Genomic DNA, 18,877 nt, shown 5'->3' with positions numbered 1-18,877 from the left:
CTAACAAAGGTTTTGTAAAATGGCGAGGTTAAGTCTAAATAGAAAATTTTAGGCTTCGTAATCCGCAAAAGCCAATAAAATTTGCTTTTGCTACGTGCCGTCTGAATCGAAACTTTAGTCTTCGATTTTTCGCAAAGTACAGAAAAGTTATCTGCAATTTATGCAAGCATACCTGACAAACATAGAAAAAGTTATTATTGACAATATTTTAAAAGCAAAGAAATCAATTTTCATTTCAGTTGCTTGGTTTACCAATAAAAATATCATTGAAGAATTAATTAGAATTAAAAGAATAAACAATTCAATAGAAATTAAAATTCTCGTAGATGATAATGAGATCAATCAGAAATATTTTTTTGACACTTATAAATCAATATTTTCAGAAATAGGAATTATTATTGAAAAACTTAAAATAAAAAAATTTAACCATAACAAGGTAGCTATAATTGATAAGTCTATTATTATAACTGGTTCTTATAATTTTACGAATAAAGCAAAAAGAAATCTTGAAAATATTGTAGTAGCTCAAAATAAAAAGATGGCCAAATTTTATCTTCGAACATTTTCATTTTTAACTAATGAAAACTACGTTGATGAAAATATACAACTACTCATTAAAAACTTTGATTTTGCTAATAGAATAATTTCTACTTACTACCGTTTCTCAAAACAATTATTAAACAAAATTGAAGATAAGATTCTAATAGGACATTGTTTTACTTATCCAAATGGTTTGTATGATGAAATTATATATCAACCAGGAATAATTTTTAATCCTACCTTTAAATATCACAAAAAATTAAATAATTACATTAAGCGAAAGAAAAATAATAAAATTACAATTGAAGATCAAAATTCTGAATATAACCAAGAATTTGAACTTCCAATTAATAAAGAACTTATCACATCTTTTATACTAAATGAAATAAAGAACTTTAATTATCAAACTGAACGTAAAGAAGTTAAATCCATTGATGAAATAGACTTTGATTCATTAATGGATTTAGCAGATAAGAATGAAAATGCATTAAAAAAATATTATACAAATAAATTTGAAACAACATTTACTAAAAAACAATTAGAAAAAATAATAAGTTCAGATATTAATCTAATAATTGAAGATTACATTTGGATTAATAATTTTGAGCCATTTATTAATGATAGCATTGTAGAAAAAATTTATAATCTAAATTGCAGATAACAAGGGTAACGAACAATAATATAAATAGTATAAAAAAACAGCCTCTTTAAAAGCGATTTTAAGGAGGTTTATTATTTTAAATTACTATTGAACTATAAAATTTGGATAGCTTAAAATAAATATTTTAAGTCCAAAATGAATTTGTTTTAGTAAAGCGCAGGTATTTCTTCAAGTTGTAGGGTAAACTTGACATCACTACATGTTTATTTGCTTGTGATATTTTTCTGTTATTGATTCGTTTTAGGTTAAATAAATTAATCAACGTTCCTAAAACTGGTTCTATTATAACGGCTTGAAAAAAAACAGCGGATTAAGAGGGAATTGAAAGTTTCTCTTTTTTTTTTGATCAATTTTTATATTCTCGTATATCATAATTTTCTAAATAGTTATATTTACATCATTAAAATAATAATTACGTACGCGTAAGCTGTCGGAATTTGGTTACAGAAAACTCGGAATCTTCTTTAAACCTAAAATCTTCGATAGGCTTACGCCCATGTCTATATATGGCGCGGGCGAAGGTCTTTCTGGGTTTAGGGTATCCGAGTACCTCTGTAACGGATTGATTGTAGTTTCGCGCTTTTTTATCTTCATTAGCATGGAAAACGATTCAACAAAACTTGCAAAGAATAAAGCTTTAAGGTCAATAATCAATTTATTTCTGTTTGATAAATTTGACACTCCTAAATTTGAAATTATAGAAGGTTTTATGATGACTTCTATTTCTGATAGGTTAATAGAGTTCTTTCAAGTAGAAGATACTAATCCGTTTTTTGACTACTTAAATAATAGGCTTTTGAATGAATTGTCCGAAGATGAAAAATTCTCTATCTTACAATTTATACCTTTGAAATACGAGTTCAACTTAGCAATGTTGATGAATTTTAAAATTAATCAAGAATCACATAACACAGTTATTTCTGAATTATATAAAAATGTCTATACTGATAAACAAACTCATCCTTTATTTGAGATATTTCTTCTAGACCTATTAGACTTTGAAGAATTCCAAGTCTACCAAATGCAATATATTACGAAAGATTGGTACGAAAAAACGTTGATAAGTCAATTCAAAAAAATGGTGTTACATTAATTTGTTAAATTTTCATATTCCGATTTTGATAATTCGATGATATATTTAGCTTCTCCAAAGGTTGATTTTTTAATCTGAAATCGTTTATATAGTGAATGATATTTATTATTAGAATCTTGTATTTCGGTAGTTTTTTCTGAGATTATCACGTTCAATCTTTTTATTTGATTTTGTAAAGCTTCGAGTTTCTTATCATCGTTTTTTGAATTTGTTTCACTACTTTCTTCAAGAATTTTTTGTTTAAATTCTTCTTCATGTAAGAGCAATAATTTATGAAGATTTAAATTCATTTTTTTTAAGAATTCACTTTCTATTCGTCCTATAAAACTTCTTAAAGATTTATCTCTTGCTTCAAATTTTGAAGTTAATTTAATAATATTATCATTCAAATTTTTTTCAATTTTTGTTGAAGGAGTTATGTTGTTTTGTTTAAAAAACTCACACATTGATACAATTAACTCATCATAAGTATTTGTATTAAATCTTCTTTTTGTTCTTTCTAAAAGAACTTTTACATTTTCTGAAATTTTAAGATTCTTATACGATTTTGGAGCATTTTTCTTATTATCCATTTCTAAAGTCTTTATATAAAAAGGTTAAGTATGTAAATTTTGATAACTATTATCCATAAAAGTAATTAGTAGTTATCCATTATAATTAATTATAATATGTTGATTATTATTGTTTTAAATAATTTATTATCCATTCCGTAAGAAATAATTCATTTTTAAAATGCTATATTACAGGAGTTTATATAAGTATTGCGATTTGTCGCAGTACCCTCTTGCTTATATTCATAAGCAATTATTAATAAACTTCTTTCAATACGATTTTATAATGAATTCATTCAAATCTTTATAGGTTTTATAGAAATTTGAATCATCTTTTACTTTATTTTTTAATTCCGTTTCTAAAAATTTTGTTGCAGATTTTCCCGCGTTATCATGATCTAAATAAGTCTGAATAGTTTCATATTTATTTATCAATTCTATATTCTTTCGAAGTAAAGCGATAGAATTTAGAATTAGAAAATCAGAATTTATTTGCTCTGGAAATAAAAAAAGATAACTGATAAAATCGCTCCAACTTTCAAAAATTTTAAGTTGATTTTGATTATTTTTAATCAAAGAAATATCTTTTTTAACCAAACACATTTTTACATATTTGTTTCGAATTTCGAATCCATTTTGATTATTTGGAAAGGCTATTGCGTAATATTTTTTATCTTTTAATTTGTAATGAATTTCTTTACAATATCGTTTTACAATTTCCAAAGGCAATTTTCTTTCTTCCAAATACTGAATCAAAGGAAACGATGAAATTTCTTTCAATTCTAAAATTTCATATTCATTTTTTGTTTGATCTTTTTCAAATTGAAAATCATTTTGCTTTTGAAAAGAAAAAGAATTATCGTTGAATTTTTGAATGATTTCTTTAATAGAAAGTTTTTCAAGTTTGGAAATTAAATCAATTAAAGTTCCTCCAGAACCTTCTCCAAAATCATAAAAACGATTAGTTGAATTATCAACTTTAAATGAAGCTGTTTTTTCATTTCTGAATGGACTTAAAAACCAAAAAATATTCTGTTTACTACTTATTGGATAAATGTCTTTTTGAGCTAAATAATCAATCATTCTTATTTTTTCATTTATAGTTTTACAATTCATTTCCTGTGCAGTTAAGATTTTACAAAATTTTTGATATTTGATGAGAATATAATTTATTTATAAGATATACAATTACTTATGTTGTCATCAACTTGTCATCATTCATCAAATTTTGTCATCGTTTAAAAAAACCTCTCATCAAACTAAAATTTGATGACGGGTTGATGAGAAGTTTGATGAGAGTATTTTATTGATATTTAATTAATTATAAGACTCTCATCACTCTCATCAAAAAAATGACGTATTTCGCTGAAAATAATTTTATAGTATCTTCCTAATCGGTCAATTTTTACGAATTCACCATGTGGTAAAAGTTCAAATCCTTCATATTTATATGTATTATCGGTAGGAGTTAAACCAAAACCTTTTAGAATGTTTCGAGCTTCTTTTGGAGCTATTGCATTTCGTCCATGGATCTTTTTTGAAATTGACTGAAAATCCATAGGAGCAATTAATATTTCATCTGTATTGAAGTTTTCTTGAATTTCATATAAAACATCATATACTTTACTTTTAGCTTCTTCATTTTCAAAATCCATTAATCTTGCCAATGCTTTTGTACGAATTTGCTCTGGAGTAAACCACATACGAGTTTGTTTCGGAGTTGAATATGAAATTCGAATCAAATAGTTTAAAAAGAAAGGAATTTCCTTGTATAAATGTTTATCAAACTCAGGATTTTTAATAATTGAAGGGATTTTTCGAACCCAAAATCGAGTTTCTTTCTTATCGATTTTGATAAAGTTCTTTTCAAAGTTGGAAGTCATTACAAATTTGTAGAATGATTCGACTTCTTCTTTATCTTTTCCTTTGCTTTCAATCTTGTTTCGATCTGCTGTACTAAGGAATTTAATACGTTCTGTTACTTGTTGATTATCTGTAATAATTTCATCAACCAAAACTAAAAGTTTACCATTTAAATCCGAATTGAAGTTGTTTATAAACGAATCTGCATTAATAAAAGTGGCATTGAAAGAGAAAATTTTTCGAAGCCATTTCAGAAATGTACTTTTTCCTGTCTCACGCTCTGAGGAAACTAATACAAGAACAGGAAGAATTTGTGTTGGATTCTCTAGTAAGATTTTCAGATAGTCTAAACCTAATAAATATTGCTCTCCGAATATATGTTTGATATATTGAAAAGTATAAGGAATCTTTGATTGTAATTCTTGTAAATCGATTTCTGATTCAATTTCGATATCATAATCTAAAGGATGGTAAATATTATAGAAATCTCCAATTTCACGCTCATAATTGATGTGTTGAGGAATACAGCAAAATCCGTAATACTTTTTGATCGTGGATATATAATCTTTACCAAGATCATTTACAATGGTTTCTTTGTTCCAAGAAATCATGATTTTCTCAGTGTCTTTTGAGATTGTAGGACGTTCAATTATAGCAAAATATGACGTGCCCACTCGAATAAATTCGGCAGAATCTAAGTTCATAATAAATTGTTTGATTAAATGTTATGTCTTATTTTTGCCATAGGATTATAGCAAAACATAACGTAGGTTATTTGTATAAATGAGAGTTTAATGTGGGATTAAACTCTTTTTTATTTCAAAGCATTTGAGTTTCATTTTTTATTAAATAGATTTCTATTCTTCTGAGCAATTTCAATTAATTCTTTTTTGCTGTAAAAAATTGATCGTTGAACTTGATAAAACGGAACAAGTCCTTTCTTTTTCCAATCAATAAGCGTAACAACACTAATATTAAGTAGTCTTGCAGCTTCTTTTTGAGTAAGTCTGTCATCATCTGGAATGTCCTTTGTGGTTTCAGAAATATCTATTTTTCTTAATCGTTCAATAACTATTTCTACAATAGCTTCTAAATCTTTCTTTGAATGTGTGTACAATAAGTTTGACATATTTAATCGTATTTAAATTATACTTTGATTTCGATATGTCAAACTTAAAACTAATTGTTGTTCACGTTTTTACTAATTAATTTCGTAAATATAAAGAATTGTTGTTTAGTTATTTACGTGTGTTTGTTTTTTGAATTTCGTTAAGATGTTATCAACGTTTTTAGTTAGTTTTGGTGTGAGTTTTTGGTAAGTGATTGATTTTATAGTACTTATTCTTTTGTTAGAATCAGTGACTATTGAATCATTTTTTATAATTAAATCTAGAGTCCTTATCAAATCAATATTAAATAAATTAATCATTGTTTTGTCTTGTAAGTATCTCATAGACATAATGAAAAGCTTTGAGTTTTCGGAATTAATAAAATTTAATTTAGTAATATTTGAATTATAACTAAAATCACATTCAATATTTGTTGTAAATAAATTTCCTACAAATGACTTAAGTTCTTCTTTGTTATCATTAGTTAATTTAACGTTTAAAACTTTAATAGAGATATTTTCTAAAATCTCATAAAACTGAGTTTTTGAAATACGTTTTAATTCAATTTGTTTTATCTCCTTTAATATTGATTTTTGATGTTCTATTTCATTTATTGACTCTTGTTTTTTAATATCTTCTAAAAAATTAATAACAAATTTATCGTCATAATGTAAGCCTTTATCTGAATCAAAATTTAAGTTCTCTAGGTTTGTAAGTTCGTGAATGAATCTTGATATAGTTTCATTTGAAACATCTTCAAGTTTATTAGTGTTGATAAGGAAATCTTTTACGATTTTAATTAAACTACTTCTATATATTGTATAGAATAATTGTCCTGTAGTTCTGTTCCCTTTCGAGTTAATAAAATAATCATTAAACCTTTCAAAAGTAATGTTCTCTTTTAATTTTGAAATGAATTCATTATTGAAGCTCAATAGAAAGTTATCAATTTTTTTATTTGATTCGATTTCTAATTCATTGCTATTGATTTTGTCTGATATTAGTTTGTTAAACGTTTCGTGATAACAGATTTTATTCTTCTCCAACGAATAGTAATCATATGATTTTGAATCTAAATTGTAAGTCAAATAATTAAAATCATTTATTTTATATGTTTTATAAGCCCCAAATATGCAAGTGGACATAAAAATTAGTAAAACAATTTTGTTCTCTATCTCTTTTCCGCCAATAAATAGCAAAATCAAGAATGCTATGAAAAATAAAATATATGCAATGATTAATCTTTTCTTATTGCAGAAAAGGGAGTTTGTGATTAGTTTGTAGTAAAATGTAGCCATAATTATTTTATTTTATCCCAAGTGTTCTCCATTTCGTTTTTCTTTAATTCCTCAGAAATATTTACATATTTTCTAAAGCTTTCTTCTTTTTTATGTCCTGTTATTTTTTTCAATACAGAAATGTTCATTCCCATAATTACAGAATTGGTAACAAAGGTTTTTCGTGCAGTATGACTTGTGATTAATTTATGTTTTGGGACAATATCATCAATCCTTTTTTGACCAGAATATCTTGTAATAGAAACAGGTGTGTTAATTTGTGCAATTTCACAAGCTTCCTTAATGTATTCATTGAATTTTTGAGATGATATTACAGGTAACGGGTAATAAATGGTGTTTTCGTATCGCTCTAAAATTTGTTTTGCAAATTGATTCAATGGAACAATGTGATCGATTGTTTTTGTTTTTTGAATGTTCAATTTAATATGGTCTTCAAGAATGTTAGCCCTATTTAAATTATAAGCATCAGAGAATCTCAAACCTGTGAAGCAAGAAAAACAATAAACATCTCTTACATGAGAATGCTTTGTTTTTTCAAATTCGAAATTTAATAAATGAAATAGTTCGTCTTTCGTTAGATAAATTACCTCGATTTCATTTTCTGTTGTTTTGAACTTTTTGAAAGAGGTATTTTTATGATAATCTCTTTCTTCTGCCCAACGCATAAAGGTTTTGAAAATATCAATATGTTTACTGAAAGTATTGTTTAGACTTTTCTTTATTTCAAAAGCATAATCCCTAATTCGTTCGAAAAAATGAATATCAATAGTTTCAAAACTCATATTTTAAACCGTTTTTTAAAAAAAGGTTTAAACATCAAACAATTTTAAATTTTATTATTTTTGATAAATAAATTTATTTAAATAATATTTTAATAAAACTTGAGTTAATAATAAAACTTTTAATATGAATAATAATTTAATTAAAACAATCTTTTTTTTCTTAATCATTTCTATAAACTCATATGGACAAAATGTAAAAATTAAAAAAGATATAGCCTATGTTAATGATAAAGAATATTTGAAATTCGAGAATTGCGGTGCGTTTAGTGATACTTGTTCAATAAAAAATTTGAATAATGAGGAAATTATTTTTATTACTGTTTATAAAGTCCCAAGAGACACGAGGTATACCTATGATAAGGTTAAATTTTTAGGATTTGATAAAACAATTGAAAGTAGGGAATCAAGAAAAGATTTAGTTAAAATATTTTATATAAACAATATTGTTGACGAAAACGGAAACCTTAATGAAGATTCAGTTAATAAAGTAGTTGAAAAATACGGCAATGATATTTCGATAAAAGATTAAAAACTAAAATAAACCTCATCATTTCGATTTGAAAGATGAGGTTTGTTTTTGAAATTATATTTTTTCTCGCAATTTGTCTAATAGTTCCATTTCTGCAACTGGTATTAATTGTCTTTGGATTTCCAGTAATTTAATAACATCGAATAAATCATCTGTTAATAACATATTTTCCTCTTTTGCATAAAGGTAATTCATACAAACATTTGTAATGTTTTTAATTGTCCAACTTAAATCGGAATAGCTATCAAACTCAATAGGTACTATAAACTTTTCTTTATCGTCTGTATTCTTTTACAACAACTGAACTAATTTTAAACATTTGCAAAAAGTCAGACGCTATATTTATAGATTCTTTCATTTCTAAAAGTTCTATAAATTTTTCTACTTTATCTTTAGGGTAAACAAATCTACTCTCATTATCTTCATTCCCTAAATAATTATCTAAACCAACATCTAAAGTAATTTGAAAATCATCGTGTGAAACCATTTCTTTTACTGTGCCGTCCATTCCAGTAATAGGGGTTGTTACAATTACTTTAGGGCGGTTTACTGTCAAAATACAGTCCTTTAGTTCAAACTCGATTGTTTTATTAGATTTATCTTTTTGCGTTTCGGTGCATTTTAATAATATATTATCTCTTATAGGAGTTCCGTAATAGGCTTTAGAATTAAAATCGGGGTTTCCGTTTTGTCCTACAACTTCGGAAACAGAAAGGGGCTTATTTGTATTTACACCAAATCGGAATGCCATATTTACGGCATTAGTACGGGCGAATTGTTCGCTGTTTGATGTCTGTATTTTTATTGGAAATTCCATAATTTAATTAAAATTGAGTTGATTAATTTTGTTAAAAAGTAGCTTCGTTTTCATAAAACTCAGGAAGTTTGTAATGTGTATTATCCAGCCATCCACCATTTGACCAATCAATTTTATGCAAATAATTATTCTTCGTTGTTATGGTTAATTGATATGTCTTTGTTGACTTATTCGTTTTAACCTTGATATTTGCACAATACTTTCCATCTTCAATAAGATCATTTATGTTGTGAAAATCTGAAGACGACGAACAACTATAAATTATAGTAAAGCAAAAAAGTAAAACTATATTTTTCATAATCTTTCTATTTAATCTTCGCTTAACAATCTATTGATATTCTGTTAAGCTTTGAGTTTTATTTGCTGCATACATTTGCAGTAACAAAATCCTCATGTGTTAATTTATATCATTTCTCAAAATTACTTCTCTTTTCGGGAAGTTTTTTTGTTTTTATTAAGAAATCAGATTAAAATGTAACATACTATACGTCTAATTTTTAATTAGAATACATATTGAAATTTTATTAAGAATCAGTCGTTTATAAGTATTTAATTTTTAATAAAGATTTAACTTCTTGAGTTTTATATTAACGTTAGGTGGCATAGTAGTTGTCATTTTACTCAGTTTTTAATTAAAACTTTAAAATTACTCAGATGACTACTATAGATTCAAAAAACAATCTGGCAAACACGACTTTGTTATCCACCACGGAGCATAAGACAGTGTTAAAGGTTATTCGATCGGATGAACAAGAAAAAAAGTCTTTACGAAATAAATTCATAGAGAGAATTTCTAAAAACTGCCTTACAAAGAAAGATTATCTAGTTATTGCTACAACTTTTGTGATTATGCTAACTTCTATTCTTTTTTTGTTTATTTACCAAAATGAATTTCTACAATGGCACAGCACAAAATTATCTACCTGGTGGGGTGTTATTATTTATAGCCTTGGATTGGCACTTCTTATTGTTAAAACTTCCTTTCTTTTTTATTTAGGCTATTTATTCATAAAATATAAACCGGTCAAAAATGTTGCTGATGCAGATTTACCAACTTGTACCATTATTGTTCCGGCATATAATGAAGGAAAATTAGTATATGATACTTTGTTGAGTTTGGCTGATAGTAATTATCCACCCGAAAAATTAGAGATTTTAGCCGTTGATGATGGGAGTAAAGATGATACATGGAAATGGCTTCTTGAAGCGAAGAAAGTTTTAGGCGATCGCGTTACACTTTTTCAACAGCTAAAAAATATGGGAAAACGTCATGCATTATATAAAGGTTTCAAAATTGGAAAAGGTGATGTTTTTGTGACGGTTGATAGTGATTCTATTGTTGATGAATCTACGCTTAGAAACTTGGTAAGTCCTTTTGTAGTGAACGAAAATTGTGGTGCTGTCGCTGGTAATGTTCGTGTATTGAATAAAGAAAAAGGTTTGATTCCAAAAATGTTGAGTGTTAGTTTTACATTCAGTTTTGAGTTTGTTCGATCTGCTCAAAGTGCGTTAGGTTCTGTGTTTTGTACACCTGGAGCGTTAGCGGCTTACAGAAAAGATGTTGTACATAATTGTTTGGAAGAATGGATAAATCAATCTTTTTTAGGGCAACCAAGTACAATCGGTGAGGATAGAGCTTTGACAAATATGATTTTGAAGCAAGGTAAACATGTCTATTTTCAGAAAAATGCAATGGTTTATACCAATACTCCAGAGCGTTATAAGAATTTATACAAAATGTTTATTCGTTGGGAGAGAAGTAATGTTCGTGAGAATATTATGATGACAAAATTTGCTTTCACCAACTTTAGAGAAGGTTCTACAGCAGGAACTCGTATAATTCTGATGATGCAATGGATAAAATTAATCATGGCAATTCCATTATTTTTAATTTTAATCTTTTTTGTTGCAACACATCCAATTTTATTCATCACAAGTACATTGTCTGGTGTTTTAGTTTTTTCAAGTATTCAGATGATTTTTTATGCGAAAAAATATAATTTTAACGAAGCTTTATTAGCATACGTTTACAGTATTTTCTATATGTTCACGCTTTTTTGGATTACGCCTTATGCTATTGTAACAGCAGGAAGAAGTGGTTGGCTAACGAGAGAATTACCTCAGACAACTTAAAATTTTAAATATTAATTCATACAAAAACTTCTCTCATTGGGAAGTTTTTTTGTTTTTACATAAAAAGTACAAGACTAACCGCCATTACAAACATTCCGATTACAATTCCGTAAGTTGATAATTTTTTTCCAGCGTATTCATTAGCGGTCGGAATTAATTCATTAATCGAAATATAAACCATCATACCTGCGACACTCGCGAAGATTGCTCCGAAAATTGATTCATCAAAAAATTGTAACAATACAAAATAGCCAATTAATGCGCCAATAGGTTCTGTTAATCCTGATAAAAAAGAGTATAGAAATGCTTTTTTTCTATTCTTTGTAGCGTAATAGATTGGAATAGCAACGGCAATTCCTTCTGGAATATTATGAATAGCAATAGCTGATGCAATAGAAATTCCGTAAGTTGGATTTTCTAAAGCGGACAAAAAAGTTGCTAATCCTTCAGGAAAATTATGAATTGATAAAGCTAAAGCTGAAAATAATCCCAAACGTAATAATTTCTGATCGTTTGTTTCTGTTTTATTTTCTTCGCAATGATGATGAGGTAATAGTTTATCGATCAAAATAATGATTAAAATTCCAGCAAAAAATCCCAATAAAGAATATGTGTAACCTAATTTTTCTCCAAAAACTGTTGATAAAGATAATTTTGCTTTGGTCAAAATTTCTACAAAAGAGACATAAAGCATTACGCCAGCAGAAATTCCTAACATTACGCCTAAGAATTTTGGATTGAATTTTTTGTACAATAAACATAAAAGACTTCCAATTCCAGTACTAATTCCGGCAAGAAAGGTTAAACTAAAAGCAAATATCAACGGGTTTGAAAACATTAATTTTAATAAATAAGTTAGATTAATCTAACAAATGTAATCTTTTCATTGTTTTGAACCAAGATAAATTAAGAAACCAACAAATTTCAATGTAATTTATCAGTTGTTGTAAATTATGAAAAGGATAAACTTATTTTTGTTGCATTAGTTTNNAGTTTTTATTGAAATGGAACTTTTAGACGAAAATATTCAAAGCGATGTGTATCGCTCAATGCTCGAAATGATTGCCAAATTGGGATTATCGAGTTATTCTACTACAATAATGACAACAATTGTTCTGTCAATTTTGTTAGTTATTATATTATATGCGATCGATTTTTTATTACGAAAAGTGTTATTACTCGTTTTAACCAACTTTATTGCAAAAAGTAAAACCAAGATTGATGATTTATTGATCAAGAATAGAGTTTTGCAATTTGCAACACATATTGTTCCTGTAATTGTCGCCAAAGAAGCGATTCCGCTTATCTTCAAAGGATTTCCGAATTGGATCAAAATTGCGATGCAAATTACAGATGTTGCATTGGTAATTGCTGTTGGGTTGTTGTTTAATGCAATTTTTAAATCGTTCAGGGATTTTCTTCGAGGTAATAAATCTTTTTCGGATAAACCAATTGATAGTTATCTGCAAGTGATGAATATTTTAGTTTTCTTTGTTTGCGGAATCCTAATTTTTTCGATTGCGACAGGGAAATCGCCTATTACATTTTTGGTTTCTTTGGGAGCGGCTTCGGCGGTTTTGATGTTGGTTTTTAAAGATTCGATATTAGGTTTTGTGGCAAGTATTCAGGTTTCGATGAATGATATGGTGCGCGTGGGTGATTGGATTGAGATGACGAAATATGGCGCAGATGGAACAGTTACCGAAATTAATTTAGGAACGGTAAAAGTTCAGAATTTTGATAAAACAATTACAACAATTCCGACGTATGCCTTAGTTTCAGATTCGTTTCGTAATTATCGCGGTATGCAAAATGCAGGTGGAAGACGCATTAAACGTTCAATAAATATTAAAATGAATTCGATTCGATTTTTGACAGAAGATGAAATTGAAGAATTGAAAAAAATCCGAATGTTACATGATTTTATTGTAGATAGAACGAATGAAATCAATCAATATAATGTATCGAATAAAGTTGATCCAACGATTTTGGCGAATGGAAGACGAATGACGAATATTGGTCTTTTTCGACAATATATCAAGACATATACCTATAATAGTCCAAAAATTAGAACAGATTTGATGTTCGAGGTTCGACAACTTCAACCAACCGAACACGGTTTACCAATTGAACTATTTATGTTTACGAATACAACAGTTTGGAACGAATATGAAGTGATTATGGCTGATATTTTCGATCATATTATTGCGGTTGTTCCATATTTTCATTTAGAGATTTTCGAGTCACCTTCTTCGGATGATATGCGTGTAATTGCTGAAGCATTGAAAAGAAATAATTAACAAAGAAGCTGAACATTATTGTTCAGCTTCTTTGTTTTCGCTCGGTTTTTCCATCAAATTAACCATCAAATTTTTTAGTTTTTGATACATAAAAGAAGTTAATAAGATTAAAATTCCTAAAACAATAAAAGATATTATTCTGAAAATATTGCNNCATTTCCCAAACATCAACGAAATATAATTTTAGAATAATCAATCCAAATAATATAATTCCAACAATAGGAAAACCTTTCAGTTGTTTTCTTAATCCGAAATAAATCAATACAAATCCTAAAACTGCCCAAATAATTGGCAATAATATCATTCGGAAAATATCGGCTTGATGCGAAAAATTAGATGAACTTTCGTCGAGTGTTATTAACATAAAACCATTGTATTTCTCGAAACTAATCACATAAACCAAGACAAACATGCTGATGATTTGTTTTGCTTTGGAGCTTTGGAAATCGCTACTTTTTACAACTAAATAAATAATGTAAGCGGTCGGAATGAGATAACTCAAATAAAGAAAATAACTACCGATGTTGTAATTTGTTTTGCTTGGTAACAACGGAATTTCGGCAAACATTGGTAAAAATAGAATGCAGAAAGCTGCAGAAATTTGTAAAATAAGTTGCAAAGCATTTCCTAAGTTTAGTTTTTCGCGCAGCGCTAAAACAAAAGCAATAAAGAATAATGTATAAATCAATACATAACTTACAATCATCATAAAGTTGAAATAAGGTTCGATTTGGTAAATTAATTCGAACAAAATTCCTGTGTACATCAATAAAAGAGATGTTGAGATGAAAATAAATTTGGAATGATTGAGCTTAAAACCTAAAAATTGTTCTTCGGTTTCGAAATCTTTCATCAAATATATATTCGCAATAGAACAAATCAACGCAATAAAACTTGTGATGAAAACGTGATTGAAAATTACGGCTAAATGTTTTTCAGTATCGATATAATCAAACCAATTGACGCATAAAGCAATCAATAAAAAAGGAAACATGGCAATGAAAAAGACTTTGAAAATGTTTTCTTTACTTTTTTTCCAAAGAAATAGTAACAAGGTTGATTCAATCGCGAAACAAATCGAAACGACATTTGCTTTAAATTGTAATGCAATTGCAGTTGTGATAAGCGTAATGCTCAAACCGATTAAGGTATTTTGTAATAAATTATTTTTAGATGTTTTGTAGATGTAAAATGCACCGAAAGCGTTTGCTAATCCAAATAAGAATGCTATTAAACCATTGTTATTTCCAACAATAAAATAATAAACCGAAGAAATTAAGATGGTTGATAAAATGGTATTGAAAATTAGTAAAAGGCAATTCCAAACCGAAAATTCTCCTTTTTTGATGTAGTTAATTAAACTTGTAATAGTGAAAATAACGTAAAGCAAGCCAAAGAAAAGATATTGCGTTGAGGTTTTAGAATTGTCGATCCAAGCGATACTATATATAAAGGTAAAGCCAAATGCGATAAACGAAATAACTTGCCAATCTTTTCGCCAAGCCATGTACAGCATACTCAAGTTTAGAATCGTTAAATAACCAAACAGAAATACAAAATTGCTTTCGCCTGTACTAATCATCAATGGAGCGGTAAAACCACCAATAATCGAAAAAATGGCTAAAACTTGTCGATTATATAACATTGCCATCACGATAGAGAAAATCGTTACAATTGTTAATAATCCAAAAGTGGTATTCTGAGAAAGTAAATGATATTCTCGGAAGGCGATGGTTAAGGTGAAATATAAAACGGTTAATCCGCCACCGATTAAGATGGAAGAAAAGATTTCAAAATTTTTCCGAATAAAATGAGCAATTCCAATAATTCCTAAACCAACTCCAATTCCAATCATTACTCGGAAAGTTTCGTTGATCCAATTTTGATCAATTGCATATTTTACGAAATAAGCAATTCCCAGAACTAAGGTTACAATTCCGAAAATCGTCAAGAAATTGTCTTTGATAAATGCAATTGCATTGTTGAGATTTTTATCAAAACTGCTTTCAGTTGTTTGTCTTGGTGGAATTTCGTCAAAAATACGTTTTGGCGTTTCGATTTTATGATAGGAAACAACTTCTGGTTGAGGTTCAATTTTTTTCTCTTCAACTATTTTAGGTTGCTCAATAATTGGTTTTGATTCAGTTTTAATTTCTTTTGCACCCAATTGCTCTTGCAAATGCTTTAGCTTAGTTTCTTGATAATCAATTTGTTTTTTTAGTTTCGAAACTTTATTAAACAAAATAACAATCAATACGAATATAATAATGGCAATTAAAAATTCCATAAAGTGTTTTTTAGGTAAATTGAAGTTAAGCTTTTTTTCAGAAAGCCTAAAATTTTGTTTTGCATATACCAAAATCATTCTGTTTTCGTTATTCTACAAAATCTTTATTTTTGCTAAATGTTTAAAAAGCTAAGTACATTATTGTTTATCGCGCTATCGACTTCGATTTTTGCGCAAGATGGAACGCGTGTTTACGAGTTTTTGAACATTACAACTTCTCCACGTCAAGCGGCTTTGGGAGGAAATGCAGCAACTTCTTGGGATGCTGACCCCAATTCTGCTTTATGGAATCCGGCCTTGATGAACCGAGAAATGCATGGTCAATTTGGAATCAATTACGTCAATTATATTGCGGATGTAGATTTCGGAACATTTTCGACGGTTTATGAAATCGATCAAGAAAATTTTGTTTCTGTTCATGGTCAATATGTTGATTACGGAAAATTAATTGGAACTGACGAAAATGGAAATGTGACAGGGAATTTCAAAGCAAATGATGCCGCAATTACAGTTGGTTATGCACGTGTTTTGGGCGATTATTGGACAGTAGGAGCAAATTTAAAATACATTAATTCTACAATAGAATCATATAAATCCTCGGCAATTGCTGGAGATATAGGTCTTTCGTACCACGATTTCGATAAAAATATCAATGTTTCGTTGGTTGTGCGCAATATCGGTCAACAAATTCAAACGTATAATGGCAAAAAAGAAGACATGCCAACGCAAGTTAATTTGGGAATTTCTCATCGATTAGAACATGTTCCGTTAGAATTTACGTTTTCTTTGCACGATTTACAGAAGTTTGATATTTCCCAACCTTATAATAAAAACGGACAAGAAGTTTCTGCTGGAAGAAAAATGATTGATCACCTTTCGGTTGGAGCAGAATTATTTCCAGAATCAGATTTTAATATGCGTTTAGGTTATAATTTCAAACGTGGAAATGAATTAGCAGCCGAAGGAATTCGCTCTTTATCTGGTTTAACGTATGGTTTTGGAATCCGTATAAATGCGTTCCGATTTGAGTTTAGTCATGCGAATTACCACAAATCTGGAGGTTCTAATCACTTTGGTTTGATTCTCAATTTAGACCGAATTATTCAAGGTCGAGATTATTGGAGAAGTAATCCTTGGTTATAAAAACTTTTCAAACAACTATAAAATCTTATCTTTGTCTTCAATTCTATATAGATGAAAGAAAATTTAATTATTGCAATCGACGGATATTCTTCTACAGGAAAAAGTTCGATGTCAAAAATTATTGCAAAAAATCTTGGTTATACACATATTGATAGTGGTGCAATGTATCGCGCTGTGACTTTGTATGCGTTTCAACATCAGTATATTGTCGATAATAAAATTGATGAGCAAGCATTAATAACCAATTTATCTGATATCAAGATAGAATTTCAACAAGATCTTACGACTCAAAAGAATCTTACCTTTTTGAATGGAGAAAATGTGGAAGCAGATATTCGTACGATGGAAGTTTCTAAAATGGTTAGTCCAATTTCTGAAATTCCTGCTGTTCGCGATTATTGTGTAGCGCTTCAGCAGCAAATGGGAGAAAAAGGAGGTATTGTGATGGACGGTCGAGATATTGGGACAACTGTTTTTCCTAATGCAGATATCAAAATTTTTGTCACAGCTTCACCGGAAGTTCGTGCACAACGTCGCTTTTTAGAATATCAACAACAAGGGAAAAATATTCCTTTGGATGAAGTGTTGAAAAATGTGAACGAAAGAGATTATATCGATTCTCATCGCGCATATTCTCCACTTCGTAAAGCTGATGACGCAATCGAAGTTGATAATTCGGACATGAATTTGGAAGAAACGGTGAATAAAGTGATGGAGATTATTAATTCTAAAAAATAGAATCCTCTGTTGCGGTTGTAAATTCTTCCAGAAATTTCATTCCTCGATAAGAGTTTCCTTTTAAGTTTAGTTTAGGACTCCAAACTGAAACAATGTAATATTTAGGCATAATTGCAACAATTCCTCCGCCAACACCACTTTTTCCTGGTAATCCAACTCGAAAAGCAAATTCGCCAGATTCATCATAGAAACCGCAAGTTTGCATAATAGCGTTGATTCGTTTTGTTTGACTAATGTTCAAAACTTGATAATCATCAAACAAGTTTTTTCCTTTATTTGCTAAAAAAGAGAAAGTTTTACTCAATTCCATACACGACATTTCAATCGAACAGATATAAACATACAAATCCAGAACTTCATCAGGAGAATTATGAATGTTGCCCAAGGATTTGATAAAATTTGTCAAAGCTGCATTGCGATAAGCGGTAGAAAATTCACTTTTTGCAATTTTATCAGAATATTGAATAGAATAATTACCAGAAACCTTTTTAATAAAATCCAAAAAATATGCTTTCGGATCATCACAAATATCAATTAAGATGTCGCAAACTACTAAAGCACCTGAATTAATAAATGGATTTCTAGGAATTCCTTTGTCAGTTTCTAATTGCAACAATGAGTTAAAAGGCGTTCCCGAAGGTTCTACATCAACTCTTTCCCAAATTTTCTCGCCAATTTCTCTATAAACTAAAGCCAAAAGCAACACTTTTGAAATACTTTGAATCGAGAATTTTTCTTCACAATCACCAAATCCAAATTGAAGTTGATCCGTAAACAATAAAGAAACTCCAAATTTCTCGCCATCTATTTTAGATAATTCTGGTATATAGTTAGCCGTTTCACCTAAATTCTCTTCTTCAATTACTTTTAGGTAAATCTTATTTATTATCTCAAAATATTCTTTTTCTTTCGAAATCATCGCGCATATTATATATATAGTATGAATGTAAATCTATTTTACACGTTAAACAAAATTAGAAGTTTATTTATTTTTTTAATTAAATGTATCCCGTTTCACGGAATTTCTCCCGAG

Annotated in this window: 18 protein-coding genes; 7 read left to right on the top strand and 11 right to left on the bottom strand. The window is 28.5% G+C overall.

Translation table 11 applies throughout. The features are described from left to right. Window positions 1–160: 160 nt before the first annotated feature. Entirely contained in the window at window positions 161–1,201 is a 1,041-nt protein-coding gene (locus B2217_RS05420; RefSeq protein ID WP_280046487.1) for a phospholipase D-like domain-containing protein, read from the top strand. A gap of 598 nt (window positions 1,202–1,799) precedes the next feature. After that, window positions 1,800–2,294 (top strand): hypothetical protein, encoded by a 495-nt coding sequence (locus tag B2217_RS05415; RefSeq protein ID WP_280046488.1) that lies wholly within the window; start codon window positions 1,800–1,802, stop codon window positions 2,292–2,294. Here B2217_RS05415 and B2217_RS05410 read toward each other — a convergent pair. The 6 genes from B2217_RS05410 to B2217_RS05385 form a co-directional block, all read right to left on the bottom strand. Continuing rightward, on the bottom strand, window positions 2,291–2,866 hold the full coding sequence (locus B2217_RS05410; protein ID WP_280046489.1) for a BfmA/BtgA family mobilization protein: 576 nt from the start codon (window positions 2,864–2,866) through the stop codon (window positions 2,291–2,293). The two genes, B2217_RS05415 and B2217_RS05410, sit on opposite strands and share 4 nt — an antisense overlap. Before the next feature lie 249 nt (window positions 2,867–3,115). Further along, on the bottom strand, window positions 3,116–3,961 hold the full coding sequence (locus B2217_RS05405; RefSeq protein ID WP_280046491.1) for a toprim domain-containing protein: 846 nt from the start codon (window positions 3,959–3,961) through the stop codon (window positions 3,116–3,118). A gap of 197 nt (window positions 3,962–4,158) precedes the next feature. Next, a complete protein-coding gene (locus B2217_RS05400) occupies window positions 4,159–5,412 on the bottom strand; it encodes a primase-helicase family protein (RefSeq protein WP_280046492.1) in 1,254 nt (417 codons plus the stop codon). Between the two features lie 131 nt (window positions 5,413–5,543). Next, entirely contained in the window at window positions 5,544–5,837 is a 294-nt protein-coding gene (locus tag B2217_RS05395) for a helix-turn-helix domain-containing protein (protein WP_280046494.1), read from the bottom strand. A 105-nt stretch (window positions 5,838–5,942) separates the two neighbouring features. Then, window positions 5,943–7,115 carry a hypothetical protein gene (locus tag B2217_RS05390; RefSeq protein WP_280046495.1) on the bottom strand — a complete coding sequence of 391 codons (1,173 nt, stop codon included), beginning with the start codon at window positions 7,113–7,115 and terminating at the stop codon, window positions 5,943–5,945. Between the two features lie 2 nt (window positions 7,116–7,117). Further along, window positions 7,118–7,897 (bottom strand): site-specific integrase, encoded by a 780-nt coding sequence (locus tag B2217_RS05385; RefSeq protein ID WP_280046497.1) that lies wholly within the window; start codon window positions 7,895–7,897, stop codon window positions 7,118–7,120. Between the two features lie 124 nt (window positions 7,898–8,021). Here B2217_RS05385 and B2217_RS05380 point away from each other — a divergent pair, with 124 nt between their 5' ends. Continuing rightward, window positions 8,022–8,426 carry a hypothetical protein gene (locus B2217_RS05380; RefSeq protein ID WP_280046498.1) on the top strand — a complete coding sequence of 135 codons (405 nt, stop codon included), beginning with the start codon at window positions 8,022–8,024 and terminating at the stop codon, window positions 8,424–8,426. A 274-nt stretch (window positions 8,427–8,700) separates the two neighbouring features. Here B2217_RS05380 and B2217_RS05375 read toward each other — a convergent pair whose 3' ends face one another. Both B2217_RS05375 and B2217_RS05370 read right to left on the bottom strand, forming a co-directional pair. Then, a complete protein-coding gene (locus tag B2217_RS05375; RefSeq protein ID WP_280046527.1) occupies window positions 8,701–9,243 on the bottom strand; it encodes a DUF6046 domain-containing protein in 543 nt (180 codons plus the stop codon). Between the two features lie 31 nt (window positions 9,244–9,274). Beyond that, the gene (locus B2217_RS05370; protein ID WP_280046528.1) at window positions 9,275–9,541 is read right to left on the bottom strand and encodes a hypothetical protein; all 267 of its coding nucleotides are present in this window, start codon (window positions 9,539–9,541) and stop codon (window positions 9,275–9,277) included. A gap of 551 nt (window positions 9,542–10,092) precedes the next feature. On the opposite strand from B2217_RS05370, the gene B2217_RS05365 reads away from it, so the two are divergent. Then, window positions 10,093–11,376: a glycosyltransferase family 2 protein gene (locus tag B2217_RS05365; protein WP_414647360.1), complete on the top strand. Its 1,284-nt coding sequence runs from the start codon at window positions 10,093–10,095 to the stop codon at window positions 11,374–11,376. Window positions 11,377–11,431: 55 nt separating this feature from the next. Here B2217_RS05365 and zupT read toward each other — a convergent pair whose 3' ends face one another. Continuing rightward, window positions 11,432–12,214, bottom strand: coding sequence for a zinc transporter ZupT (zupT, locus tag B2217_RS05360; protein ID WP_280046531.1), 783 nt, complete (start codon window positions 12,212–12,214; stop codon window positions 11,432–11,434). Between the two features lie 166 nt (window positions 12,215–12,380). Here zupT and B2217_RS05355 point away from each other — a divergent pair, with 166 nt between their 5' ends. Continuing rightward, a complete protein-coding gene (locus B2217_RS05355; RefSeq protein ID WP_280046532.1) occupies window positions 12,381–13,676 on the top strand; it encodes a mechanosensitive ion channel family protein in 1,296 nt (431 codons plus the stop codon). 58 nt (window positions 13,677–13,734) lie between these two features. Here the strand turns inward: B2217_RS05355 and B2217_RS05350 are convergent, their stop codons facing one another. Continuing rightward, on the bottom strand, window positions 13,735–15,963 hold the full coding sequence (locus B2217_RS05350) for a DUF2339 domain-containing protein (protein ID WP_291122181.1): 2,229 nt from the start codon (window positions 15,961–15,963) through the stop codon (window positions 13,735–13,737). A gap of 117 nt (window positions 15,964–16,080) precedes the next feature. Here B2217_RS05350 and porQ point away from each other — a divergent pair, with 117 nt between their 5' ends. Both porQ and cmk read left to right on the top strand, forming a co-directional pair. After that, a complete protein-coding gene (porQ, locus tag B2217_RS05345) occupies window positions 16,081–17,106 on the top strand; it encodes a type IX secretion system protein PorQ (RefSeq protein WP_291046386.1) in 1,026 nt (341 codons plus the stop codon). A gap of 51 nt (window positions 17,107–17,157) precedes the next feature. Next, window positions 17,158–17,844: a (d)CMP kinase gene (gene cmk, locus B2217_RS05340; protein WP_280046535.1), complete on the top strand. Its 687-nt coding sequence runs from the start codon at window positions 17,158–17,160 to the stop codon at window positions 17,842–17,844. On the opposite strand, the gene B2217_RS05335 is transcribed toward cmk, so the two are convergent. After that, window positions 17,834–18,763, bottom strand: coding sequence for a glutaminase (locus tag B2217_RS05335; protein ID WP_221856736.1), 930 nt, complete (start codon window positions 18,761–18,763; stop codon window positions 17,834–17,836). The genes cmk and B2217_RS05335 overlap by 11 nt on opposite strands. Window positions 18,764–18,877: the final 114 nt, after the last annotated feature.

The organism is Empedobacter sp. UBA7620 (assembly GCF_002484185.1).
GTDB classification, from domain to species: Bacteria; Bacteroidota; Bacteroidia; order Flavobacteriales; family Weeksellaceae; genus Empedobacter; species Empedobacter falsenii_C.
The sequence above is the reverse complement of the archived record's forward strand: the minus strand, read 5'-3'. Positions and strand labels throughout refer to the sequence as shown.

Excerpts from the sequence above, each read along its gene's own strand:
- B2217_RS05395 (WP_280046494.1), bottom strand. The coding sequence starts at position 5,837 with ATGTCAAACTTATTGTACACACATTCAAAGAAAGATTTAGAAGCTATT.
- B2217_RS05380 (WP_280046498.1), top strand. The coding sequence starts at position 8,022 with ATGAATAATAATTTAATTAAAACAATCTTTTTTTTCTTAATCATTTCT.
- B2217_RS05375 (WP_280046527.1), bottom strand. The coding sequence starts at position 9,243 with ATGGAATTTCCAATAAAAATACAGACATCAAACAGCGAACAATTCGCC.
- B2217_RS05420 (WP_280046487.1), top strand. The coding sequence starts at position 161 with ATGCAAGCATACCTGACAAACATAGAAAAAGTTATTATTGACAATATT.
- B2217_RS05390 (WP_280046495.1), bottom strand. The coding sequence starts at position 7,115 with ATGGCTACATTTTACTACAAACTAATCACAAACTCCCTTTTCTGCAAT.
- B2217_RS05335 (WP_221856736.1), bottom strand. The coding sequence starts at position 18,763 with ATGATTTCGAAAGAAAAAGAATATTTTGAGATAATAAATAAGATTTAC.
- B2217_RS05365 (WP_414647360.1), top strand. The coding sequence starts at position 10,093 with ATGCTAACTTCTATTCTTTTTTTGTTTATTTACCAAAATGAATTTCTA.
- B2217_RS05415 (WP_280046488.1), top strand. The coding sequence starts at position 1,800 with ATGGAAAACGATTCAACAAAACTTGCAAAGAATAAAGCTTTAAGGTCA.
- B2217_RS05405 (WP_280046491.1), bottom strand. The coding sequence starts at position 3,961 with ATGAATTGTAAAACTATAAATGAAAAAATAAGAATGATTGATTATTTA.
- B2217_RS05400 (WP_280046492.1), bottom strand. The coding sequence starts at position 5,412 with ATGAACTTAGATTCTGCCGAATTTATTCGAGTGGGCACGTCATATTTT.
- zupT (WP_280046531.1), bottom strand. The coding sequence starts at position 12,214 with ATGTTTTCAAACCCGTTGATATTTGCTTTTAGTTTAACCTTTCTTGCC.
- porQ (WP_291046386.1), top strand. The coding sequence starts at position 16,081 with ATGTTTAAAAAGCTAAGTACATTATTGTTTATCGCGCTATCGACTTCG.
- B2217_RS05385 (WP_280046497.1), bottom strand. The coding sequence starts at position 7,897 with ATGAGTTTTGAAACTATTGATATTCATTTTTTCGAACGAATTAGGGAT.
- B2217_RS05410 (WP_280046489.1), bottom strand. The coding sequence starts at position 2,866 with ATGGATAATAAGAAAAATGCTCCAAAATCGTATAAGAATCTTAAAATT.
- B2217_RS05355 (WP_280046532.1), top strand. The coding sequence starts at position 12,381 with ATGGAACTTTTAGACGAAAATATTCAAAGCGATGTGTATCGCTCAATG.
- cmk (WP_280046535.1), top strand. The coding sequence starts at position 17,158 with ATGAAAGAAAATTTAATTATTGCAATCGACGGATATTCTTCTACAGGA.
- B2217_RS05370 (WP_280046528.1), bottom strand. The coding sequence starts at position 9,541 with ATGAAAAATATAGTTTTACTTTTTTGCTTTACTATAATTTATAGTTGT.